This window comes from Methanosarcina sp. UBA411 (assembly GCF_002495725.1).
Taxonomy (GTDB): Archaea; Halobacteriota; Methanosarcinia; order Methanosarcinales; family Methanosarcinaceae; genus Methanosarcina.
In genome coordinates, this window is record NZ_DAGK01000033.1 from 64,539 (window position 1) to 88,536 (window position 23,998).

Consider the following 23,998-nt stretch of genomic DNA (forward strand, 5'->3'; position numbering starts at 1 on the left):
AGCTGATAGAATTCAGTAAGCTAATAGTATACTTTTGTTTTTATTTATATTATTGTATATAGAATTACATACTTTATCGAGTATTAAGATTAAGATTTCCTGGCTCAATTATACTTTTAGGATATTTTGCAAATTGTTAGCCTATAAATATCAAATGTATTCTAGCCTGTCTTTCCTTCACTTTACTCTTTATTTTCACCTGATTCCATCAATTTTGCCAGCCAGCGCGTATTGTCTGAACTTTCCAGGATCATCTTCACAACCATTGTAAGAGGTATAGCTATAAGTGCGCCTGAACCACCCAGCACGTAACCCCAGTAGAATAGAGACAGAAACACAACTGATGGAGATAACTTAAGGCTCTTTCCTGCAAGGGACGGAAAAAGAATATTTTCTATAAGCACATTTATCAGCCATATCCCAGCAAACACTGCAATAGCTCCTACGGCTCCATATTTAAATAGTGCAAGCAGCACAGGTGGAAAAGCTGCAAGGAAAAATCCCAGATAAGGAATATAGCCCATAAGGAAGGTTAAAAAACCCCAGAGAACTGCAAAATCGATTCTTCCGATAAGGAGCAGTATGGTAGTTCCGATGCCTCCAATTAAGTTAGTTTCAGTTCTTATTAGGATAAAATCTATCAGACTTCTGCCAAATTCTGTAACCCGTGAAATAAGGAATGATTGGTCTTTAATTTCACTTTCCACCTTTTTTGGCGCACCTGCAGCATCCAGAAGTAAAAATGCTGTCGTGATAACAATAAGTGCAATTGTTGTTCCGGCATTTAAGGCTCCTGTAAGGATTCCCGCAGTCAAACTCAACAGAAATGTACCTATATCGCGTAAAATTTCTTCAAAGGAAAATCGGCCTGATGAAGGTAAATGATGCCCAATGTCTTCAATAGTACCTAGAAATTGAGTTTGATATCCTGGGATTTGGCTACTGAGCTGGAGTAAGGATCCTGTAACGAGGAGCACTGCAGCAATAGCAAAGATGATAAAGAAAAAAATTACCAGACCTACACTGATCGAACCAGGTACGTGTTTTCTCTGTAGCCAGTGAACAAGGGGGGAAAAGATTAGAAAGGCAAATATTGAGAAAAAAATAGGCACGAGTATGCTTCCAATTTCCTTCATCCCGATAGTCAGGATAACGGCAGCGGTACTATAAATTAAAATTTTGACTGGTATAGACTGATTATCGGTATCCATGTATGCCCCAGATATTCTTTATATTGGTTAAAACTTATTAGTTGAAATATAAAAGCTTCTCTAAGAAGCTATGGTCTGATTAATGATTCTTTTTCGAATCGGTTTTACTCTTACATTACAAGACTAAGTAATTTTGATCTGAATTCAAATTATTTCACTTTAAGTACTTTTCCTAGTATATAGGCCAAGATATCTCTATTTTATATTTACGGACGGTTTTTTGAATTAGTTTTTGGAGACAAAAAATAAAGAGCAATTTTCCAGTCTTATTTTTAGAAAATTTTCTTTTAAAAATAGGATTTAAAAGATTTCTACAGAACCGGATAAAGATCGTATTATAGAGAACTATGAACTTGGGTAATTAGAGCTTGATAAATATTTCTTTGGCTCAATGATTTTCCAGCCCTCGTTACAATCGATTCTTAATCCTCGCTTCGCTTTTTATATTCGACTCTGATCTTCTGTGTCTATCTTGCCAGCATCCTCATCACGTAGCCAATTTCCATTAGCTGTTATGGTTTCTTCTACCTCACAAAGAGCCTTACAAAGAGCCTCACAATTAGCTTCCTTTTTTGTTTTAGGCAGTTAGATAGCTCTTAAGCGAGTTAGTATCTTGCATGTGAAAAACTAATCTACGTTCAACATTTATAACTAAACGATAAAAAGTAAAAAGACTTTATCTATCTTCCTTAGACAGTATCTTTTAATTTATTAGACAGTATTTTTTAATTTATCTCAATCCACTTTTCATTGAATTTCAACAGCAGAAATAATCATAGATATATATTATGGTTATTCAAATCAATTACATAAAACAAGTATTAAATTATCCAATATACTTATTGAACTAATATGCAATGTTATGAAATCAAGGACTTAAAAAACCAATAAACTTATATTGGTTTTTCTAGATTATTATATACGCGAATAAAATCTATAAAAAAAGTGTTGAAACATTAGAAAAACCCTACACTACTTTTGCATTATAAAAATTCGCGAACTAAACCCCAAAACAAGAATAGAAGCATTACTGCAAACATTGCAGCCATAATTGTTTATTGATACGTATGCTAAAACGTACTTGGCATTTAAGCCGAGAGAATTGAGCCACCCCTTATATTGCTCTTATTTTTGGGTGGTTTTATGGAGCAGCATATTGTATCATGAAATTGTATAGGTGATAGACATGAAGATGGAAAAAAAGAGTTTTCTAAAATCACTCAGACTACGACGAAAAGTTAGAATGGTTGAAGAGTGTACATGTCCGTTATGTGCAGAAAAAGTAGACAAAAACGAATTCAGAAACGAAGTGTTTATCAAGGAATTTGAGAGTTCCGGGCTGTGCCAAGGATGTCAAGACACGGTTTTTGGATATAAGGTAGCATGGTAACAGCTCAATTACCTGTTAAGGTATGGGAAATCCCTGTTTTTCAGAGGTGACAAACATGGATTTTAATTTACCTATGCCTTTTATTCTTCTCAGGAACTTTTTAAGCGGTTTCATAAATATCCCGATTTAATTCCCCTTTTGTCCTGTTTCGTAGTTACCTTGCTTTTGCAGAAATCTATTTTTACAAAAGTCTATTTTCACAAAATTTAATCTCACGAAAATCTATTTTTACAAAAGTCTATTTTCATAAAGTCTATTTCCATATAAGTCCACTTTCGTAAAAGTCTACTCTTACAGAAATCTATTTCCTTAGGCTTTTTCAACCTCTTCGATTGGGCCCATTAGTCTGGCCAGCCATCTGGTTTCTTCAAAACTCTCAAGTAAAATCTTCAAAATTATTGTAAGCGGTATGGAAAGAAGAGCACCCCCAAGTCCAAGTACAAAATTCCAGTAAATAAGAGAAAGAAACAAAAAAGCAGGAGATAATTGCAGTCCCTTTCCCATAAGCGACGGGAAAAGAACATTTTCTGTAAGTGCGTCGACAGCAATAATAATTACAATGACTCCTAGAGCACCTAAAGGCCCATATTTGAAAAGCGCAAGCATTATGGGGGGAACAGAAGCTATAACCAGACCAATATACGGAATATAACTTAGCAGAAATATAAGGACTCCCCAGAGAATTGCATAATCTATGCCTCCGATAAAGAGAAGAAGAGCTATTGCGATAGCAGTTATAAAGTTAATTTCTGCTCTTATAACAATAAATTTTACCAGCTTCTTGCTAAACTTACTCAGCCTCAATTGAAGCTCAGATTGCTTTCCAAGCACCTTATCTAGTTTTTCAGGAGCATTGACTGCATCTATTAGCAAAAATGCTGCTGTGACTACGACGATTCCGGCTGTTGTCCCGGCGTTCACAATTCCGTTAACTATGCTTACCATGAGAGAAATCATGACTGAAACAACACTGCGAGCAATTGACTGCACGGAAAATTTTTCATATGAAGGAATATACTTTGCAAAATTATCTGATAACGCAGTTAACTGGTCTTGATAACCAGGGATCTGGCTTCCAAACTGGATTGCTGCTTTGAGAACTATTACCCCAAAAACCAGGATAACTAGAGTGAATAGCAAAATTACCAAAATAACACTTAGTCCACTCGGAATCCCCTTTTGTTTTATCCAGCGGACAATCGGAATAAAGATCAGTGCAAGGAAAATAGAGAAAAAGATAGTGGTAAGTATGGAAGCTATCTCCCTCATTCCTATTGTCAAAACGACAAAGGCCGTGCTATAGAGTAAAATTTTAGCTGGCATTGAACTGTTGTTTACATTCATAATTTCCAACTCATTAAACTGTCAGCCACACATTATGCAGTGAGGTAGAGTAGCTATATGACTAAAGGGAGAATACATATTAATAAGGAGTTACACCCCAATCATCTCGTGAATACGAAATTAGGTCTCAACTTTTTTCCAATTCTGTCAGTCATGTGACATTTGATCGAGTGCAGCAGCAATCGCCAAGATAAGTACATCATCCTGCCCATGCTTAATCTCAATACCATAAGTGTCCCGGATATGGAACCATTTTTTTGAAATTTCTGCAATTTTCCTTCCTTCGGAATAAATCTCATACTCATGATCCAGAACATTACCGCGGATTTCCATATCAGACCCGTTCGGGATTTCAACTTTCCATCTGTCCCGCAAAATGGTCACAAGAGCTTTTTTGACTGTAGCAGCCAGGCCATCATCTGCTCTCTTGATATCCATCGTATCTCTAATACGGAGTAGCTTTTCCGTAATTTTATAAATTTCATTTCCCATTAGATCTCTGAAAATTAGAGTATCGCGAATACGAAGCGCCTTCCCATCAACATAAAATGCTCGCTCTCCAGCTTCGTTTTCTATCCAGTAATCATCTCCTATGGAAACGAGTTTTTCATGCATTCTGTAGATGTGCCTTTTTTCTTTTTCATTGTCTCCACGACCGCTAAATAATCTCATCAAAAACGACTCCTTTTCTTTATGCACTTTCGATATATCCCCTTGAAGGGAGGGACTTATTTAGTTTTCTCAGGGAACATAGAAAGATAATACTGGTTTGTCTTTCAGCATGGGAAAGCCGCAATACGACTGTAATTGTTCTCAATCATGGTCTGGTCTCATGGGTCCTTGGATTTTCCAGACCTGTTTCCCCCTTATAATGTATAAATATGTAGAATACATATTCAAGTAGACTTATATTTTAGTACTACGCAGCGAATTTTTCGATCATGTGTTCACTTTTTCCTTTCATAGAGCTTTCCTGTAAATCTCAATAATATCTTCCTTTGAGAGGTCTCTTGGATTTGTCAGCCGGCAAACATCCTGCATAGCATTTTCAGCCAGGATTTCAAGGTCTTCTTCCCTCGCGCCGAGTTCTTTTAAACCAGAGGGAATTCCAATATCTGATGCGATTTTTTTGATTGCATCTATTGCCCTGTCTGCAGCTTCTTCCGGACTTAGCCCGTCAATATTTTCTCCCATTGCCTTTGCAATATCGGCAAAACGCTCAGGGCAAACCTGCTTATTGTACATCTCAACATATGGCAGGAGGATTGCATTGCAAACCCCATGCGGAAGGTTATAAAGGCCTCCTAGCTGGTGAGCCATGGAGTGCACGTAGCCGAGGCTTGCATTATTGAATGCAATACCTGCAAGGTACTCAGCGTGTGCCATCATATCTCTTGTCCTGATATCTTCTCCATTGGCAACGGCTTCACGTAAGTATTTTGAGACAAGCTCTATAGATTTGATTGCAGCCGCATCAGTTGTAGGTGTAGCCATTGTAGAGACATAAGCTTCAACTGCATGGGTCAAAGCATCCATGCCGGTTGCAGCCGTAAGTGCAGGAGGCATACTGACCATTAGTTCTGGATCATTAACTGCGACGTCAGGCGTGATGCGAGGATCGACAATGGCCATTTTTATGTGTCTTTCCGTATCCGTAATAATCGTAAAACTTGTCATTTCACTTGCAGTGCCGGCAGTCGTATTTACCGTAATAAGCGGAGGAATTCCTTTCTGAACTTTCCCGACGCCTTCATAGTCTTTTATCCTCCCACCGTTCTTAGCCACAATGCCTACAGCTTTTGCGCAGTCCATAGGGCTTCCCCCTCCTACAGCAACGATCATGTCACAGCTCTCTCTTTTATATACCTCTGCCCCCTCCATAACCGAGCTATCAGTAGGGTTTGGTTCTGCTCCTGCAAAGATTGTTGCTTTCAGATCGGCATTTTCAAGAATTTTCCTGATATCTCCAGCAAGTTCCTCTCCGTGCCTGCTTTTGCCGGAAACGATCAGAGCTTTAGTGCCCCCAAGATCTTTTGCATGCCTGCCAATTTCTTTTACGCAGCCAGGTCCCATTAGGGCCACTCTCGGATTCAAATAGGTATATGTCCTGTTTTCGGTCATGCTTTTTACTTCCTCTGACAACTTCTTTTAAATATCCCCAAATAAATCTCCCATAATTTGTTATTGAGAACGCAAAATATTAATGGAAATTATTTTTCCCGGTAACTAATAAAGTTTTGCTCCGGGACAGAATTTTTTAAGCAGCGAGTAAAAGTCCTAAGGCAAAAGGTAAATAATTTTTAATTAGGTTTTTCCGTACTTTATAGAATTATTAATCATAAGGAAAATATATTCTACTTATTTTATATATTTTTCAGTAATCTACGTATATGCTGATTAGCAATCATTTTTTAATTTATCCTGAAAAAAAATGCATAATCACACAAAGTCATCGTACAGAGAAAGTCATCGTACAGAGCCAAATTTACAGGATAACACGTGTAGATTTTATTATGAATTTTAAAACGTCAGACTGTGTAATGATGGATAAAACAGGTTATTCTTTTTGCCTATTTGCTGTTATTATTGTCAAGTACGATATAATAAAGCCAGAGGGATCTATCAATGAGTCAAACAATTGACTTACTCGAACCAGTGACTAGAGAATTTTTAGAAAAAGTAAACAAGCAGGGTGGAACTCCAATCTATCAGCTCTCACCGAAAGATGCCCGTAAAGTCCTTTCCGATTTACAGGCTGCTCAGGTAGCAAAACTACCTGCAGATATTGACGATTTAGACATTCCAGTTGGTCCTGAGGGACGGGTTTCGATTAGGATAATCCGGCCAAAAGGAAATAAGGAAATATTACCAGTCGTGATGTATTTTCATGGCGGAGGTTGGGTGCTCGGAGACAAAGATACGCATGACAGATTAGTTCGGGAAGTCGCAAATGGAGCTAACACCGCAGTTGTATTTGTCAATTTCACGCCATCTCCAGAAGCAAAGTACCCGACGCCAATAGAAGAGGCGTATGCAGCAACAAAATATATTTCAGAAAACGGGAAAAATTTCAACCTGGATGGTTCAAGGCTCGCAGTCGCTGGTGACAGTGTGGGCGGAAATATGGCGGCAGCCGTTTTACTCCTGGCAAAGGAGCGGGGTGGCCCAAAAATTAATTATCAGGTGCTCTTTTACCCTGTGACCGATGCTAATTTTGATACCCAGTCTTATCAGCAGTACGCAATCGGTATTTGGCTTACTCGTGAAGCTATGAAATGGTTCTGGGACAATTATTTGCCTGACGAAAAAGCACGTAAGCAGCCGACAGCATCCCCGCTACAGGCATCGGTTGACCAGCTAAGTGGACAGCCACCTGCCCTTGTCATAACTGATGAAAATGATGTGCTCCGCGATGAAGGGGAAGCGTATGCCCATAAGCTGATACAGGCTGGTGTCAATGTTACAGCTGTTAGATATATTGGAACTATACACGATTTCGTGATGCTAAACGCACTTGCGGGCACACCTGCAACTTGCAGTGCAATTGGCCTGGCTATTGAGAATCTCAGGATAGCTTTAGCAAAATCATAATCTTGTGGTTTCTCAGTTGTGTAATCTTTCCACTTCATAAAAACAAAAAGTTTAGGAAAAAAATAAAAGAATTAGTAAAAGTGAGTCGATAATTTATAAATAAAATCATTTTTTTTCCAAACGTATAGATATTTAATAAATCGATCCTATTGAATATATATGAGTGGGATCAGGCTTGGGGAAGATTTTCTTTCAACATATGAAGAAGGAATAAAAAGAGAATGGATTATAGGAAACGGACTTGGAGGATATGCTTCTTCTACAGTTATCGGGGTAGGCACAAGGACTTATCACGGGCTTCTTGTGGCTGCTCCAGAAAATTCTCCAGGAAGGTTTGTATTGCTTTCCTCTCTTGATGAAGAAATCTCTACTAATGAAGATAGTTACAAACTTGCAGCCCACAAATATCCAGATACCATTTCTCCCACCGGCTTCAATTACCTTTCTGAATATATTCAAAATCCGCTTCCTCTCTGGATTTACAAGCCCGGAGATTTTACCGTAAAGAAAAAGGTCTTCATGGTTCATAACAGTAACACGACATGTATTCTCTATGATATCGAATCCAGAAAGGAAGAAGCTTTGTTAAGAGTTTTCCCTCTTGTAAACTCAAGAGATTTCCATTACACTGCTCGCTCAGGATACCTTTCCTTTTCCCAAGAAACTAATCCTGCGGGAGTAAAACTAGAGAGTTCTAATGGTTTTACCTTCTCTCTTTCATCCAATCTCGAATATCATTCTGATCCCAAGTGGTACTATAATATAGAGTATGATGCTGAAAAGCAAAGAGGACTTAATTCACAGGAAGATAATTTCAATCCCGGCTATTTTGAAAGCAAAATCAAACCGGGAACTTCTCGTTTCTTTATCGCTGCTTCAACGGATGACATCTCTTCTCTTGACCTCAGGAAAGTTGATGAACTCTATAAAAGGGGAGTAAATCGTCAGAATCTTCTTGCTCTCAATTCCAGGCTAACAGATCCTTTTGCTCTTAAACTTCTCAGAGCAACGGACACTTTCATAGTGAAGAATCCTTCTTCAGGTGAAAACACGGTAATTGCAGGATATCACTGGTACTCTGATTGGGGAAGGGATACCATGGTATCTCTGACTGGCTTGTTTTTGATTCCTTACCGTCATGAGGAGGCCAGGTCCGTTCTCATGAATTTTGCTCGACATTGCAGGAAAGGCTTAATTCCCAATACTTTTCCGGCTTTTGGAGGAGAACCAGTTTATAATACTGTGGATGCTTCCCTCTGGTTTATTCATGCTGTTAGCCGCTACTTTGCATATACGAGCAACTTTCTTTTCCTCGCGGATATATGGGATACTGTAGAGACAATTATAGATAACTACCGTAGGGGTACGGACTTTGGAATCGGTATGGACTCTGATCACCTTATTAGACAGGGACCTCAGCTAACCTGGATGGATGCGAAAATTGGAGAGTGGGCAGTAACTCCAAGAGCAGGTAAAGCCTGTGAAATCAATGCTCTCTGGTACAACGCACTGAAAATTGCTTGCAGCCTGGGTACCCTTCTCGGAAAAGATGTCTCTTCATATGAGATGCTTGCAGATGGTGTTGTTTCGAACTTTGAGAATACTTTTTGGAATCCAGAAACTAATTGTCTCTTTGACCTTGTATATCAGGATGAAACAGGAAATGAAGTCAAAGATCCTGCAATCCGCCCCAATCAAATCTTTGTAGTAGCTCTTCCTAACACCATACTTCCGCCTGATAAAGAAAAAGCAATTGTGGACAGAGTTGAAAAAGATCTTTTGACACCCTTTGGGCTTAGAACTCTTTCAACTGATCATCCATTATATAAAGGACAGTATCACGGAGATGCCTTAACCAGAGATACAGCCTATCATAACGGGACAGCCTGGCCCTGGCTCCTTGGCGCTTATGTGAGAGCTTACCGGAAAGTTCACAGTTATTCAGAAGAGAGTCTTGAAGATATGCGTGTTCTCCTAGAGGGCTTTAATAGGCATCTTGAAACCGCAGGCCTTGGAAACATCTCCGAAGTATTTGATGGTGACTATCCTCATTCCCCTGGCGGTTGTATTGCTCAGGCATGGAGTGTTGCAGAAATTCTTAGAGCCTATGTAGAGGATGTACTTGAGATCAGGCCACTCTTGAGTACAATATCCCCAGTACTCTTAAGCGCAATATCCCCGGAATTGAATATGTGAGAGGCTTTTACCTATAGATCAAGATAAATGAGAAAATAATATGATCGCAGGGGACTAAAGAAAAATGACCTGGAAGGAGATTGAGGAACAATATGCCCTGGAAAGACCATGGTGAGCTATTTGTAAGGCATAGAAAAAATCCTATACTTACAGTTGAAGATTGGCCTTATCGAGTCAATTCGGTATTTAACCCTGCAGCTGCCATAGTCGATGGTAAAATCCTTTTACTGGTCAGGGTTGAAGACCATAGGGGCTTTTCTCACTTGACGGTAGCAAGGAGTGAAAACGGAATTGATGGCTGGGAAATTGACAGCAAGCCAACTTTTTTTCCGGACCCGCAGAACTACCCTGAAGAGATATACGGCATTGAAGATCCACGCATAACTTACATCGATGAAATGAAAAAGTGGGCTATAGTGTATGTAGCTTATTCGGATTCAGGCCCCTTACCAGCTCTTGCTTTTACAGAGGATTTCCGTAATTTTGACCGAGCAGGACCTATAATGCCACCTGATAATAAAGATGCTGCGGTTTTTCCTGTAAGATTTAATGGCAAATGGGCATTGTTACACAGGCCTGCGCCTACTGTTCACACTTTGAAGGCGAACATCTGGATCTCCTTTTCTTACGATATGAAATCCTGGGAAAGACCTGAAGTTCTCCTGTATGCTAGGGAAGGCGGATGGTGGGATGCTTACAAAATTGGTTTATCCCCGCAACCCCTCCGTACACCTGAAGGATGGCTAATTATGTACCATGGGGTACGTCAGACAACCCCAAAAGTAAGTTATCGGCTTGGATTGGCCCTCCTTGATCTTGAAGATCCCACGAAAGTGCTCCGCAGGTCGGAAGGCTGGGTTTTCGGTCCCCATGAGCCGTATGAACGCAGTGGAGATGTCAATGACGTTGTTTTTCCCTGCGGATGGGTTCTGGTGGGCGATGAACTCCGTATTTATTACGGAGCTGCCGATACCTCGGTATCAGTAGCCAGCGCAAAAATGAAAGACATCATGGAGTTTATCCGTAAATGTCCTGAAAAACAGTGCCTATAAGAATGATGTAGATAGGATGTAGATCGTTTGAAGGGAATATGAGAAAGCCAGATTGATCCTCAGAAATAACAAAACTAGTTTTCAGGAACGTTGAGCAGCCGGCTTGTCCCACACTGAATGTCAAGGTTTATCATTATCTCTGGTTGCGTTAGGTGTTATCTTGGAAAACTACTGAACAGATAGTCACAAGGCTGGGTGCACATAACGCTTACATCTTTTTTACTACTAATAATTATTATAGGCCTATTTGTGTTTACTACAGATCTGTTCTATACATTCCTTGTTGCAATATCCTTTGGCTTAGTTAATCTGGCCTGGTTTTCTTTGCTTGCAAGCACAGGTCTTCTTTTTGGATAAATCGGGAAAAGGTATATTTATTATCGTCTAAGGAAAATAATAATACAATGGATGGAAGGGGAGTAGAAAGAGGACCTCTGCAACTGGACATAGGTATCGTTGTATCAAGCATAGGGGGAAATTCCAGTCAAGAAAGAAATCAATTCCATGGCCTTGTTTCCTTCTTTGGCATCGATTTTGGACTCTATATCGGGCCATCGTATAATCCTTTTAGGACTATAGGGCCCAGTATAGGAATTGGTCTAGTCATAGGATCTAACGGTTTCCTGGCTGCAAAATTAGGCATCCACTTCAGAAGAACATTCGGTTTAGGAATGCTATTTCCTATAGTTCCTATTTACGGTGCTACCGGAACGAGTCTCATAGCCATGTTACCAGTTCCGGAAGGAGCTAAAACTGCAGCAACTATTCCACTGATGTTAGTGCCGGCAGCTTTCGTATACCAGGAAAATCTCAAAAGCCTACGTAGACGTGGAATAGAAACTTTAACGAAATTGAGGACTTTTAGCAGGAAAAGATAAGACTTTCATAACACTGATTGCGAATATTGAGATTCTGACTTTGAAGTTTTCTCCAGCCGGGGTATTAACAATGTTCTGCAGCAGAATATCAAGAAGGCTGTCTGCTCTCGTTCAAAGATATCCAACCAGAACCTGATTAATCTGCTTACTCGTGTGCAGGAGTTGAAACGATCTGTTGTGCAGATAATCAACAAATGCTCCCGAAAGCAGGTGGGAAATATAGCCAAAGTGAGCGTAGGATATTGAATCAAAAGGAGCATGAACAACGTACCGAACTGGAAAGTCGTGCAAGAACCCACCTCGCAAACGAGAGAACGTTTCTCGCCTGGCTTCGGACAGGTATCGCCTTAATTAGTCTTGGCCTTGCAGTTACCCAGTTTCTACAACACCAGGTCGTACCTGGTCTGCACCTGACGCGAGGCATAGCTATCCTCATGGTTATAACTGGAATCTTGATGACAGTTGACGGTGCCAGGCGATATGTTCACAATTCAAAGCAAATTGAAGCTGGAGTATTCCAGGTCACCACCCGGACAATTAAAATTGTAACGGGGCTGGTAACTTTACTGGGACTGATGGCAATTGCTTTCATCCTGCTGCTGCACAATTAATGACAGATCTTGACAGGAAACTTTGCAGAATGAGATTAACGTATTAGAGAGGAGGATATTATGGACAGCGCAACGGAATTTCAGCCGCCTGTGCCGGTGGTCCGACGGAATGGCTGGCTAAAAGCTTTAACCACAGCAGCGGTTTTCTATATTCTCTTACTGGTGGCATTGCTGCTGACGAAAAATTCAAACCTGTTTCCCAGCCTGGCTATGGTCGGTAGCTTTATGGTCCCTGTCGCTTATGTGGCTTTCATATATGAGCGCAAGCACCTGAGCCGCCTGACAATGCCAACAGTCTCCCTGACTTTTATATATGGCGGGTTGCTGGGTATCATTGCTGCTGCCCTTGTAGAGCCAATTTTTGTCCGCCAGCTGGATCTTGGGGCAATTTTAAAAATAGGATTCATCGAAGAGTTTGCCAAAATACTGGGGGTACTGGTGATTGCACGCCACAGAAGACATGACTCGGAAATGGACGGGTTGATTCTGGGTGCGGCAGCAGGAATGGGATTTGCAGCCCTGGAAAGTAACGGTTACGCTTTTACTGTCTTCCTGAAAAGCAATGGAAGCCTCTCATTAGTAGTTGTAGTGACCTTGATCCGAGGCCTGCTTTCCCCGCTGGGACATGGAACCTGGACAGCGATTTTAGCCAGTGTACTGTTTCGTGAAAGCAGGAACGGCCACTTTCTCATTAACCTGCAGGTAATTGAGGCTTATCTGCTCGTTTCAATCCTGCACGCAATGTGGGACGGAACGGCCCTGGTTCTTACTGCTATCTTTAACCTGGTAGGCTTACTCATTAGCGATGGGGTGATCGGTCTTATTGGCCTGGCAATTCTCTGGCTGCGCTGGCGAGAAGCGGTAAGGTTACAAACGGTTTTACCACCAGAAACCGAGGACATATAATCGGGAAAAAGGTAGAAAAAAGTGGGAAAACCATTTAAATCAGGAAAAATCACTTTTCAAGTTTTCTCCCGAGTACGAGGTGATCAATTGACAACTTTGAGTGTTGACAAAAAAGCAATTATCGGCGTGATAGGCCTGGGAATTATGGGAAGTTCTTTTGCTTTGAACCTTCTGTCACGAGGCTATAATGTTCATGTCTATAACAGAACCAAGGAAAAAGCTCAACCACTTGTCAAAAAAGGTGCTACTTTCCATTCTACACCACGGGATTTAGCTTCAGTAGCAGATGTTATTATGACCTCGCTGACTGATGAGGCTGCCATTGATAGTGTAGCTTATGGTGAAGACGGGTTTCTTAACGGAGCAAAGAAAGGTGCTTCATGGATTGACCTGAGCACAATAGACCCCTCGGCATCACTCAAACATTCTGAAGCAGCAAAACAGGCAGGATTATATAGACTGGATACGCCTGTGGTGGGAAGCAAGGAATTGGCTTCAAAAGGAGAGCTTATTATTCTTGTTGGGGGAAACTACGAAGTTTTTGAGAAATATGAGAGCTTTCTTAAAGAGCTTGGCAAAAGCATAATTTACCTGGGATCAGACGGCAACGGGCACAAAATGAAACTGGCAATAAACTTGCACCTCGGGCTTCTTGCAGAATCGTTTTCAGAGGCCCTGGCCTTCTCGCAAAAACTTGGGTTTGATACTAAAACTTTCGTTGAGACCATTAATAAGACTCCGATCGGGAACTATATTTCTCAGGGAAAGGGCCCAAAGATTGTAGAAGGTAATTTCGAACCAGCTTTCTCCCTCAATAACCTGTTCAAAGACCTGAAACTTATAAACACTCAGATAGCCAAAACCGGGGCTATATTACCAATGACAAAAGTTGCTATGGAGGAATACTCCAGAGCAGTACAAAATGGCGATGGTCAGAAGGATTTTAGTGTCATTGCGTTGGAAATTCAGCGTAAAAACGGATTAATTTAAATCATAAAGATTCTGCCACGGATCTGACCAAACTCAACTTTAAGAATGCAAAAATATTTTTTATCCTAAATTTTTTATTTTCTCCCATTTTCCTTCCTTTTTGATCAGAGCAAATTGATGACTTTCAATTATGTTAATAATTTCAGCTGCATTATACTTGCTGAGATAATAGGTACAGAGAACCAGCATCTGAGAGTTGTCGATTAATCGGTTTATTTCTCGTTCATATTCAGCGAAATCATCCCGATACTCTTCTTCCAGCGAGAAGATACCTTCAAATAACCTCAAACCATCATAACCATCGGCTAAAGCCCCGTTAACTTTTTCAAACAGGCCATTTAAAATATCTTGTGTATCGAAAAAACCTCTTTTTAAGTACCAGTCATCATAATGAATAATTTCTATTTGCCCTTTCTCCAGATAGATATCGAGATCAGGAACAGACTTTTCAAAGGATTTTTTTGCTTCCAGAGGATTTGATGCAATCCATATACAAAATTCGTTATTTTCTAATCCCGCTTTTAAATATGGAATAATTATATCCATCAAATCCTTCTTTGTCTTGTAGAACTGGCAAAAATGTGTTCCCCAGTTAACCCTCCCAATAACATCAATGCCAGAATTTCTAGTTGCTTCTTTTGTCATCCTCTCCCCGTTTGATCATACTCAGCTTTACTTTCCATTCCGCATAAAATAAGCAATGATTTATTATAAATTATTTATATAAAAATTGATTTGAGACAAGAGAGATTTAATAATAAGTTTCAAGCCAATAAAAGATATTTCTCAAAAATGCAAATGAGAAAGCATCATGGCATGATTGGATGAAGCCACGAGGATTTAATATTTTAAAAGTCCTTAATAAAGGGATACTCTTTAAAAAATGTCTGAGCTTTTGTTACCTGAATCTTATGACCTATTCTTTGAGCGAATTTACTTGAGCAAAAACCTGCTATGTAAATTCATTAATCTTTTGGTTTTGGTGGTTTAATACGTTCGCTTTCCAGGCGTTCGATTTCTCTGGTAACGTCATCAGGGGTGTTATACTCTATTTCAGGTATCCCCTTAAGGAGATCCAGAAAATCACTTTCTGCCTCCATTCCTTCAGCAAACCTGATAATGTCTTTCCTGTTTGCGGGATAGCCGATGCCCCTACCGGTTATATACTCTTTAACATCACGCGGACCTCTTTTGATAAGCTCACCTCCCTAGAATCAGGTGGCTACAACCTTCTCGTCTGGTTGCCAATCCTCAGTTCAATTATTTTCCACTAATATTTTCACTAATATTTTCACTAAAGTTTTCCACTAATATGCTAGCTGAGTTAAGTATAACCATAGCTGAAGATTGTTTACCAGATAATTTGTCTTTGAGAACCAGGAGTTCATTGGTCTCCCGATTTTTATGTCAAAAGGGAGACTGCCACATTTTCGATAAATTAATCACTCCCTTTAAAAGCTAGGAGAGAGCTCATGGATATTTTAATGTTGAAACTTCTCTTTAGAAATACCCTACCAAGATACCTTAAATACTCTATAAGCTACTTTATCTTGAAGGAAAGAGCAAACACTCTTAAATGTAGAAGTCTGGCAAGATCTATTTTTAAGATTTGTCCCCCATTTGACGGTTGATTTGCTTTAAAGTAAATTTAGATTCTTTCAAGTTCCTTGAAGACTTCGTCAGCGCTGGCATATTCCTTGTCTGGGAGCATGCCAAGATTCTCCAGTAGCGGATCCGCCATTGCACCACTGCTTCTTGCTTGCTCAATTATATCATTCTTTTTTGCAGGAAATTTTACTTTTTGTAATAAATCATGAATATCCATCGGAATAATTTCCTCCACCATAACTTTTCCCCCTTACTTCAGTTTAGTTTCCTTTATGTTTCCTAAAATTCTATTTTAGTCAAGCTTTTTTGTAAAAAGCTTATGTCATCAGTGTCCTGCAAACTTGGTAGCTAGCATCACTACCCTTACATTCTTGACAAAATCTTCCCTCTTTGCAGGAAAATCGATATCTTTAGAGCTTTCTCAACAGAACCAGATTTGTATGCATAAGTTTTCTCGTGTGTTTCTCATGTGTTTTTCTAATATTATTACTGGCATTACACCTTAAGATTAGAATAACACTCTCTGCCTTTTTCAGCAAACCTAATAAGATATTCCTTGATGAATTTTGTGAAAGTTTCACCTCGGTAGGTTCGTGTAGATATCACTTTTCTCCGGTTGACCACCCCCATTATACAGTATAGCCATAATTATATAAAAATAATTCAACCAAAACATTTAATAGAGGATAAGTATCTTTTTTGGAGTTCAGCGTTTTTTGTTTATACTGGAAACTTCTCAATTTAGTCGTCAGAATGGGATTATTCTGTCCTTTCTTTTATTGATCGGCCTGATAATTTCCTGTAAATCCATTCAACACAGAAGCAGAAAAAAACCGTGATTAAAAGCAGCTCCACAGTTAGTTTCGAACTCACATATTCGTAATAAATTAACGCTCCGAAGAAAATCAAGCTACTTAGAAGTGAAGCCCGAATTATCCAGCATTTCGCTCCGGTCTCTTTTAAAAGACGCAGATGAGAAGTATTAACGGCTACATAAATTATAAGCAGGGAGGTACTTGCGAGCATACCTATTCCATCCAGAGGAAGGAAGTTAGCTAGGAGTATCACAAGACCGGATGTAATAAAAAGTCCTTCTGTTCCTCTTTTCCAGATTTTCCTCTCAAAAAGGAAGGGCAATCGCCCTTCTTTTGCAAGCAAATAACTTATGTTTGCCCCCCCGTAAAGAGAAGCGTTTATCGCAGAAGAAGTTGAAATTAAAGCGGCGAGAGCCATAATTTTGAAACCTATAGCTCCTAAAAAAGGCTTCGCTGCAGCTGCAAGAGCATAGTCTTTTGACTTTTCGATCTCAAAGGTTGAGAGATTTCCTATTACTGCAAAGCTTACTGATATGTAGATAATAATGACAAGTACAATACTCAGGTAAATTGCTCTTGGAAGAGTGGTTTCTGGATTATTGATGTCTTCTACGGCATTGGTTATCAATCCAAACCCCTGGTATGCAAGAAACACAACTCCTGCCCCAAAGAAAATATTTTTGGAATCTGGCCATGTAGAAATAGAGAGATTTCCAGTGTCCATGTAAGCAATACCTGCAGCCGCAAAAAGAAGCAGTATGACAAACTTTATCGAAACTATAAATAGTTCCGATTTTCCTACGGCTTTTGCTCCTATAAAATTAATTGCTGTAAAAATTAGGATAATTGCACTTGCAAAAACTTTTTCCCATAACTGCGCTGAGCCTGGAGGCAGAAAGGTTACTGCGTAAGAAGCGAACCCTTTTGAATAAAGAGCAAGTGCGAAGATATAGCTTATCCAGAGTAAAAGGTTAAGCCCTCCACTTAAAACTCCGTCTCCGAAACCCTTTAGAATAAATTCTATAGGCCCACCGGCCGATTGATATCTTACTCCAAGTTTTGCATAGGAATAAGCATTTAAAAGTGCGACCAATCCTGCAATAATAAAAGAAATATATATTGCATTTCCCGAAATCTTAACAGCTGTCCCAAAAATAGAAAAGATCCCGGCTCCAATCATACCCCCAACACCAATTGAAGTCGCAGCATAGAGTCCCATTGATTTGGTCCCAGTCATAAAACTCCGGATTTTAGATTTCTTCGCTTAGAAGCCAATTCAGTGCGATCAAGTAATTCTGATTCCAAAGATGAATATATTAGCCTATTTTTTCATTTTTCCTGAGATATAGTTTTCCTGTTTTATTAATTTACACCAAGCCAGAAATGTACCTAACAAATGAAGTAATATTCAATAAATTAGAGTGGTAGTCAAAAAATGATCTGAAAGGACATAGTTTTAAATTTATAATTTTTTAGCATAATATTAAATTCTGCATAGGCTTATATAATAAAATTGAGATATCTTTGCTTTTAGAATTTTCAAAAATATCTTAAAAGATTGGTATTTTAAGGTAAATATTTTGAAACTATAAGGAACCATGAATAGAAGGAAGATTAAGTAGGTATGAAAAAATATGGAAACAACATTCGATCCAGAAAATATAACTGGACTTTCTGATGAAGAGGCTGCTGAAATACTTAAGAACGAAGGTTATAACGAATTACCGTCCCAAAAAAAACAGAGCCTTTTTTCCATCTTATTGAATGTTCTTAAAGAACCCATGTTGCTCCTCCTTTTAATTGCAGGTACGATTTATCTATTTCTTGGGGAAGTAAGAGATGCTCTAGTATTGCTAGTTTTCGTTTTTGTGGTCGTGGGTATAACATTTAACCAAGAAATAAAGACCGAAAGAGCATTAGAGGCTTTAAAAAATCTCTCAAGTCCAAGAGCTCTTGTGATAAGAAGCGGGGAACAGAAAAGAATTCCAGGACGAGAAGTCGTTAAAGGAGATACCCTAATTTTAAGAGAGGGAGACCGAGTCCCAGCCGATGGGGTTGTGCTCTCCTGTACAAATCTTCTGATAGACGAATCCTTGCTCACAGGCGAATCCCTTGCTGTTAGAAAATGCGAATCTACTGGCTTAACTCATTCTTTGAAACCCGAGCAGCCAGGAGGAGAAGACCTTCCTTTCGTATACTCAGGAACTCTGGTAATTCAGGGTCATGGAGTAGCCAAGGTAATCGAAACCGGAATACATACTGAAATGGGAAAAATAGGAAAATCACTGGGAACGATCGCCGAAGAAGATTCTTTACTCAAGAAAGAGACCACCCAAATTATAAAGACTTTTGCTGTTTTCGGAGGGATACTCTGCGCTTTTGTAGTCGTAGTCTATGGTTTGACCAGAGGAGATTGGTTACACGGCTTGCTTGCGGGACTGAGTTTGAGCATGGCCCTTCTTCCTGAAGAGTTCTCAGTAGTTTTGTTAATATTCCTGAGTATGGGAGCCTGGCGCCTGTCCAAAAGAAATGTTCTCGTACGGCGCATGCCTGCAATTGAAACTCTTGGGGCTTCAACCGTATTATGCGTGGATAAAACAGGAACTTTAACCTTGAACCGGATGATTCTCAGTTCCTTATTTTCAAAAGGGGAGTATTGCGAACTCGATAAAAAAGAGTGCCTGCTTGAGAACTTCCATGAATTACTTGAATTTGGTTATCTGGCAAGCCAGCGGGATCCTTTTGATCCTCTTGAGAAAGAAATAAAAAGAAACACTGAAAAATTCCTTTTTGATACTGAACATATACATGAAGAATGGAGGACTGTTCGGGAATATCCTCTCTCAAAAAACCTGCTTGCTCTTTCAAACGTCTGGGAATCTCCCAACTCCGGGAAGTATGTTATTGCTACAAAAGGTGCACCTGAAGCAATTTTTGACTTATGCCATCTTAGTGAAGCCGAAAAAGAAGAGTTATCGGCTCATGTTCAGGAGATGGCAAACAAGGGCTTGAGACTTCTGGGTGTGGCTAAAGCCAGTTTTTATGAGGACTCTTTACCTGAAAAACAGCATGATTTCGAATTTGAATTTATAGGATTGCTTGGATTTGTCGACCCTGTCCGGCCGTCCGTTGCCCAATCAGTGAAGGAATGTTATAAAGCCGGGATAAGAGTCATTATGATTACCGGAGACTATCCTGGTACAGCTCAGCATATAGCTAGGCAGATAGGTTTAAAGAATCCAGATAAGTACATTACCGGCCCTGAACTGGCAAATATGGATCAAAACGAGCTTGCGGAGAAAATAAAAGTAGCAAATATCTTCGCCCGTGTTGTGCCAGAACAAAAACTGACGATTGTAAATGCTTTAAAACAAAACGGAGAAGTTGTTGCAATGACAGGAGACGGGGTTAACGATGCTCCTGCCCTGAAATCGGCCCATATTGGAATTGCAATGGGAGAAAGGGGTACGGACGTAGCTCGTGAGTCTGCATCAATTGTCCTTCTGAACGACGATTTCTTTTCCATAGTTGCAGCTGTCAGACTTGGAAGGCGGATTTTCGATAATCTCAAGAAGGCGATAGGCTACATATTTTCAGTTCACATGCCCATTGCAGGACTTGCCCTCTTCCCTATATTATTTGATTTGCCCCTTGTCCTTTTGCCTGCACATATAGCATTTCTAGAATTGATAATTGACCCTGCCTGTTCAACAGTCTTTGAGGCTGAGCCTGAAGAGAAAAATATAATGAACCGATCGCCTCGGAATTTACAGGAAAAAATGTTCGGAAGAAATAATCTGGCTCTTAGTCTGGTACAGGGCATAAGTATGCTTGCAGGAGTGATTGCTATTTACCTGTATGCAATATATATGGGCAAAGGCGAAGTGGAAGCACGCACATTAACCTTTGCGGCACTCGTAATTGCAAACCTTACTTTAATCGTGGCAAACCTTTCCTGGTCTCAGAGCCTGGTCAAAACGTTATCTTCTGAGAACAAAGCCTTGAGATATGTGCTAGTAGGAGCGCTTTCAGGTTTACTTATGGTTTTGTATGTCCCGGCTCTAAGAAGTCTGTTCCGGTTCTCACTGCTGCACGGTGATGACTTGCTAATCGCATTTGTTGTGGGAACTCTAAGTATTATATGGCTCAGATTACTCAAAGGCAAAATAAACAATAGTATTTGAGCTTTTGAGTAATATATCACTTTTTAAAATAGTATTTTTGCCAGGTCAAAGGCACCAAGTTCAGAGCCTGATCTCGTAGGAGTTAGTGTGTTCTAATTAACCTATCGCACTAATTTTCTATAATCTTTTACTTAATAAATTATACTTTTAATTTGCGGATTGAATTTTTCTATCCATTTTTTTGCAAATGATTGTGATTTTGATACCCTATTAAACTCTTTTCTGTTTTATATCTTTCATATGTTCCGGCTCTGTAGAAATCCTTAATTTTACGCAAATTATTTCTCCCGCTTTTTTGTTTATGTTATACACTAACAGTTTGATTTTTATTTCTTTGACTTGATTATAGAACTTTATTGCCTTAGAACTTTATCGCCTTATTACTTCTCCAAAATTTCATTTGACAATAGAGAACGTTGTTTTTGCTATGTTCCGTTTATTATCATTGATAGTGCATGTTGTAATCAGCATGTCATTGTATCCTGAAGCTTCAAGCAAAGTTGAGTCGATCTTAGCTTCTTTTATTTTTATATATTTTTGAGTAAAATCAAATTTAAAGGATCTCTGCAAAGCCGTTCTTTTTGATTTTCAGAGATTCAATTCCTGAACATATGAGATAGGACGCTCCAAAAAACGCAATAATTCCTATAATAAAATCATAACTTGTCAGATGCGACAGAACAAATAGCACGGATAAAACAATTGGCAGGTCTGTAATTAAAGGAGACATTGCAACCTTTATCCCTTCCCACTTGCCGTGTGCAGAGTTTCAGAAATGGTTACAGCCAGCAGTGGGCCTGGAGACGTCCCCGAAGCGAAGCCGAGAACTGATCCCAGAAATAAAAATTCAATAAGATCAAGCATTTGTAATGCCTCATTTTTTAACAAGTAAATTCAAAGAATTTTCTGTAAATGCCGAGTAAGCCATAAATTCCGGATAGCAGTTATTAGACAGTTTAATTTGGAATTTAAAGGTGTATTAAAGGTATATTATAATACAACACTGGTGTAGAATAAACGTTAATGCTATATAAAATACTTTGATTACGTCTAAGACTCTGGACCTCAAATCCATACTTTCCGGAAGGAAAGGAGGCGTTTATGCCTCAACCTTCGAAAACAGAAATGCTCCGACTGTGCAGACAAGAACTGAGAGTAAACCTATTATTGCCAGGTCGTTAAACACGCCAAATGTGCTCATTCCGGCAATGGCTCCTCTTAAGCCGTCCACCCCATAGGTGAGGGGATCTATCCTGCTTATGAAATAGATCGCCTTCGGCAGGTTTTCAAGAGGGAAAAGGGCGCCGGACAGAAAGAAGATGGGCATGATCAGGAAGTTCATGATCAACTGGAAGCCCTGCATATCTTTCATCATTGAGGCTATTGCAAGTCCCAGGCCTGTAAAGAAGATAGCTATCAGGAACATGAAGACCAGCCCGAGCGCGAGGCTTGCAAGGCTTGGAATCCTGAATCCGAGCACATAAGTCAGGCTCAATACGATCAGTCCCTGGATCATGGCTATGGTTGCGCCTCCGAGGGTTTTTCCGATCATAATTTCCGTCCTTGAGATGGGAGCTACCATAGTCTCTTTGAGAAAACCGAATTGCCTATCCCAGATGACCTCAAGCCCTGAAAATACGGCAGTGAAGAGAATCGACATTGAAACGATCCCTGGTGCAAGGAAATCCAGGTAGTTTCCTCCTCCACTTGCACTAGCATACATTGGGCCGAACCCGAATCCGAAAGTTACCAGAAAGAGCAGGGGCTGCCCGAGAGAACCTAGCAGTCTGGGTTTGGAGCGCCAGTAATGTTTTAGCTGCCTGAGCCAGAGGATATAGATTACCTCGATCAATGCCTAATCCTCCTTCTTATACCTCGTCTCTTTCGAGTTTTATCTCCAATATTGTCATCCCTGATATCCCTGCCTGTCAACTTCAGAAAAGCCTCTTCCAGGGATTGCGTTTCTGTCCGTTTCTTTATTTCTTCAACAGTACCGGATTCTATAATTTTCCCGTGGTCAATGATTGCAATCTGGTCGGCAACCGCTTCGGCTTCTTCCATATAATGCGTGGTTAGAAATATTGTCATTCCTTTTTCTTTGTTCAGGCCTCTGATATGGCTCCAGATAGAGTTTCGGGTCTGAGGATCGAGGCCTACCGTGGGCTCATCAAGGAAAAGAATTTTTGGATAGTGAACAAGTGCACGTGCAATTTCAAGCCTGCGTTTCATGCCACCTGAATAATTTTTAACATAGTCTTCCCGCCTGTTCCAGAGCCCTACAATTTCCAGGGCTTTTTTGATTCTTTCGTCTCTTTCTTTTTTAGGTACCTTATAGATGACTGCATGATAGACAATATTCTCGTAAGCAGTCAGCTCTTCATCAAGGCTAGGGTCCTGAAAGACTATCCCAAAAGACGCACGTGCCTGGTCCTGTTCTTTAAGCACATTGAAACCGTTAATGCTGATTTTTCCTGATGTAGGTTTCAGGACGGTTGTAAGCATCTTGATCGTTGTGGATTTGCCTGCCCCGTTTGGGCCAAGAAAAGCAAAGATCGAACCAGTTTCAACGTTGAAGCTGATATCTTTTACAGCCGTAAAATCATCAAATTTTTTTGTAAGGGATTGTACTGAGAGTATATTTTGCATAGATGAACCTGAAAAGATTTTTTTTTCAATAAGGAAAGGTTAAATAACAGAGTTTCTTCGGTTAAATCTCTTCTATTAAATATTCCGTTAGAAATTTCCCAACTTCTACCGGTTCTAGGAGAATCCTGCAGAAATTCTACAGGAAAGAAGTATATTTTTAGAGAATTATTCTACAATTAGTCTATTCTCCAGAGGTGAATACAGAATATGAGTATGCATTAATTAAGTGTTCTATTATACACTGATTGTAAATTCTATTGTACAACATTTATAAATTTTATAATATGGAATCTATATCTTTTATATATTCTATAATATAAGATTCATATATTCTATTATACGAATCTTATTTATTCTATTACACAGATCTTATTTATCTTATTATACAAATCTTATTTATCTTATTATACAAATCTTATTTATCTTATTATACAAATCTTATTTATTCTTTGTATAGATTCACTCTTTTTACCTGAGCATAAGTTTCTGTTACAAAAATAACATTTCAATTATAAATAATCTGCCATTAATTCCCTCCCTTAAATTTGCTTTACTAAACAGAAGCTCTGAGCTTTT

19 protein-coding genes are annotated in these 23,998 nt (G+C 39.5%); 8 read left to right on the forward strand and 11 right to left on the reverse strand.

Translation table 11 applies throughout. The annotated features are described in order from the left end of the window. Positions 1-182 precede the first annotated feature (182 nt). From BP861_RS12910 to BP861_RS12925, 4 genes are all read right to left on the reverse strand, one after another. Positions 183-1,211, reverse strand: a complete 1,029-nt coding sequence (locus BP861_RS12910; protein WP_292376172.1) for an AI-2E family transporter — start codon at positions 1,209-1,211, stop codon at positions 183-185. Positions 1,212-2,910: 1,699 nt separating this feature from the next. Next, on the reverse strand, positions 2,911-3,945 hold the full coding sequence (locus BP861_RS12915) for an AI-2E family transporter (RefSeq protein ID WP_292376174.1): 1,035 nt from the start codon (positions 3,943-3,945) through the stop codon (positions 2,911-2,913). 147 nt (positions 3,946-4,092) lie between these two features. Continuing rightward, positions 4,093-4,617, reverse strand: a complete 525-nt coding sequence (locus BP861_RS12920; protein WP_292376176.1) for an LURP-one-related/scramblase family protein — start codon at positions 4,615-4,617, stop codon at positions 4,093-4,095. A gap of 288 nt (positions 4,618-4,905) precedes the next feature. Then, a complete protein-coding gene (locus BP861_RS12925) occupies positions 4,906-6,066 on the reverse strand; it encodes an iron-containing alcohol dehydrogenase (RefSeq protein WP_349681025.1) in 1,161 nt (386 codons plus the stop codon). A 504-nt stretch (positions 6,067-6,570) separates the two neighbouring features. On the opposite strand from BP861_RS12925, the gene BP861_RS12930 reads away from it, so the two are divergent. From BP861_RS12930 to BP861_RS12960, 7 genes are all read left to right on the forward strand, one after another. After that, positions 6,571-7,536, forward strand: coding sequence for an alpha/beta hydrolase (locus BP861_RS12930; RefSeq protein WP_292376180.1), 966 nt, complete (start codon positions 6,571-6,573; stop codon positions 7,534-7,536). A 159-nt stretch (positions 7,537-7,695) separates the two neighbouring features. Then, positions 7,696-9,732 (forward strand): amylo-alpha-1,6-glucosidase, encoded by a 2,037-nt coding sequence (locus BP861_RS12935; protein WP_292376181.1) that lies wholly within the window; start codon positions 7,696-7,698, stop codon positions 9,730-9,732. Positions 9,733-9,824: 92 nt separating this feature from the next. Continuing rightward, complete coding sequence (locus tag BP861_RS12940) at positions 9,825-10,784, forward strand: glycosidase (RefSeq protein WP_292376183.1); 960 nt, start codon at positions 9,825-9,827, stop codon at positions 10,782-10,784. 404 nt (positions 10,785-11,188) lie between these two features. Next, entirely contained in the window at positions 11,189-11,662 is a 474-nt protein-coding gene (locus tag BP861_RS12945) for a hypothetical protein (protein ID WP_292376185.1), read from the forward strand. A gap of 194 nt (positions 11,663-11,856) precedes the next feature. Beyond that, on the forward strand, positions 11,857-12,273 hold the full coding sequence (locus BP861_RS12950; protein WP_292376187.1) for a YidH family protein: 417 nt from the start codon (positions 11,857-11,859) through the stop codon (positions 12,271-12,273). Positions 12,274-12,333: 60 nt separating this feature from the next. Then, a complete protein-coding gene (locus tag BP861_RS12955; RefSeq protein WP_292376189.1) occupies positions 12,334-13,179 on the forward strand; it encodes a PrsW family intramembrane metalloprotease in 846 nt (281 codons plus the stop codon). Between the two features lie 87 nt (positions 13,180-13,266). Then, the gene (locus BP861_RS12960; RefSeq protein ID WP_292376191.1) at positions 13,267-14,169 is read left to right on the forward strand and encodes an NAD(P)-dependent oxidoreductase; all 903 of its coding nucleotides are present in this window, start codon (positions 13,267-13,269) and stop codon (positions 14,167-14,169) included. A gap of 60 nt (positions 14,170-14,229) precedes the next feature. On the opposite strand, the gene BP861_RS12965 is transcribed toward BP861_RS12960, so the two are convergent. The 4 genes from BP861_RS12965 to BP861_RS12980 form a co-directional block, all read right to left on the reverse strand. Continuing rightward, on the reverse strand, positions 14,230-14,814 hold the full coding sequence (locus tag BP861_RS12965; RefSeq protein WP_292376192.1) for an MEDS domain-containing protein: 585 nt from the start codon (positions 14,812-14,814) through the stop codon (positions 14,230-14,232). A gap of 320 nt (positions 14,815-15,134) precedes the next feature. Beyond that, positions 15,135-15,365: a DUF2795 domain-containing protein gene (locus tag BP861_RS12970; protein ID WP_349681026.1), complete on the reverse strand. Its 231-nt coding sequence runs from the start codon at positions 15,363-15,365 to the stop codon at positions 15,135-15,137. Between the two features lie 452 nt (positions 15,366-15,817). Continuing rightward, positions 15,818-16,015, reverse strand: coding sequence for a DUF2795 domain-containing protein (locus tag BP861_RS12975; RefSeq protein WP_292376194.1), 198 nt, complete (start codon positions 16,013-16,015; stop codon positions 15,818-15,820). Between the two features lie 521 nt (positions 16,016-16,536). Further along, on the reverse strand, positions 16,537-17,829 hold the full coding sequence (locus tag BP861_RS12980) for an APC family permease (RefSeq protein ID WP_292376196.1): 1,293 nt from the start codon (positions 17,827-17,829) through the stop codon (positions 16,537-16,539). A gap of 397 nt (positions 17,830-18,226) precedes the next feature. On the opposite strand from BP861_RS12980, the gene BP861_RS12985 reads away from it, so the two are divergent. Further along, on the forward strand, positions 18,227-20,776 hold the full coding sequence (locus BP861_RS12985) for a cation-translocating P-type ATPase (RefSeq protein ID WP_292376197.1): 2,550 nt from the start codon (positions 18,227-18,229) through the stop codon (positions 20,774-20,776). Between the two features lie 553 nt (positions 20,777-21,329). Here the strand turns inward: BP861_RS12985 and BP861_RS12995 are convergent. The 3 genes from BP861_RS12995 to BP861_RS13005 all read right to left on the reverse strand — a co-directional run bounded on the left by BP861_RS12995 (position 21,330) and on the right by BP861_RS13005 (position 23,422). Further along, on the reverse strand, positions 21,330-21,506 hold the full coding sequence (locus BP861_RS12995) for a hypothetical protein (protein WP_292376199.1): 177 nt from the start codon (positions 21,504-21,506) through the stop codon (positions 21,330-21,332). 369 nt (positions 21,507-21,875) lie between these two features. After that, positions 21,876-22,628, reverse strand: a complete 753-nt coding sequence (locus tag BP861_RS13000) for an ABC transporter permease (RefSeq protein WP_292376201.1) — start codon at positions 22,626-22,628, stop codon at positions 21,876-21,878. Continuing rightward, entirely contained in the window at positions 22,625-23,422 is a 798-nt protein-coding gene (locus BP861_RS13005; protein WP_292376203.1) for an ABC transporter ATP-binding protein, read from the reverse strand. Before BP861_RS13005 ends, BP861_RS13000 begins: the two co-directional genes overlap by 4 nt. Positions 23,423-23,998: the final 576 nt, after the last annotated feature.

Bases quoted from the DNA above. Each gene is read 5' to 3' on its own strand.
- BP861_RS12910 (WP_292376172.1), bottom strand. From the start codon at position 1,211: ATGGATACCGATAATCAGTCTATACCAGTCAAAATTTTAATTTATAGT.
- BP861_RS12915 (WP_292376174.1), bottom strand. From the start codon at position 3,945: ATGAATGTAAACAACAGTTCAATGCCAGCTAAAATTTTACTCTATAGC.
- BP861_RS12920 (WP_292376176.1), bottom strand. From the start codon at position 4,617: ATGAGATTATTTAGCGGTCGTGGAGACAATGAAAAAGAAAAAAGGCAC.
- BP861_RS12925 (WP_349681025.1), bottom strand. From the start codon at position 6,066: ATGACCGAAAACAGGACATATACCTATTTGAATCCGAGAGTGGCCCTA.
- BP861_RS12930 (WP_292376180.1), top strand. From the start codon at position 6,571: ATGAGTCAAACAATTGACTTACTCGAACCAGTGACTAGAGAATTTTTA.
- BP861_RS12935 (WP_292376181.1), top strand. From the start codon at position 7,696: ATGAGTGGGATCAGGCTTGGGGAAGATTTTCTTTCAACATATGAAGAA.
- BP861_RS12940 (WP_292376183.1), top strand. From the start codon at position 9,825: ATGCCCTGGAAAGACCATGGTGAGCTATTTGTAAGGCATAGAAAAAAT.
- BP861_RS12945 (WP_292376185.1), top strand. From the start codon at position 11,189: ATGGATGGAAGGGGAGTAGAAAGAGGACCTCTGCAACTGGACATAGGT.
- BP861_RS12950 (WP_292376187.1), top strand. From the start codon at position 11,857: ATGCTCCCGAAAGCAGGTGGGAAATATAGCCAAAGTGAGCGTAGGATA.
- BP861_RS12955 (WP_292376189.1), top strand. From the start codon at position 12,334: ATGGACAGCGCAACGGAATTTCAGCCGCCTGTGCCGGTGGTCCGACGG.
- BP861_RS12965 (WP_292376192.1), bottom strand. From the start codon at position 14,814: ATGACAAAAGAAGCAACTAGAAATTCTGGCATTGATGTTATTGGGAGG.
- BP861_RS12975 (WP_292376194.1), bottom strand. From the start codon at position 16,015: ATGGTGGAGGAAATTATTCCGATGGATATTCATGATTTATTACAAAAA.
- BP861_RS12980 (WP_292376196.1), bottom strand. From the start codon at position 17,829: ATGACTGGGACCAAATCAATGGGACTCTATGCTGCGACTTCAATTGGT.
- BP861_RS12985 (WP_292376197.1), top strand. From the start codon at position 18,227: ATGGAAACAACATTCGATCCAGAAAATATAACTGGACTTTCTGATGAA.
- BP861_RS12995 (WP_292376199.1), bottom strand. From the start codon at position 21,506: ATGTCTCCTTTAATTACAGACCTGCCAATTGTTTTATCCGTGCTATTT.
- BP861_RS13005 (WP_292376203.1), bottom strand. From the start codon at position 23,422: ATGCAAAATATACTCTCAGTACAATCCCTTACAAAAAAATTTGATGAT.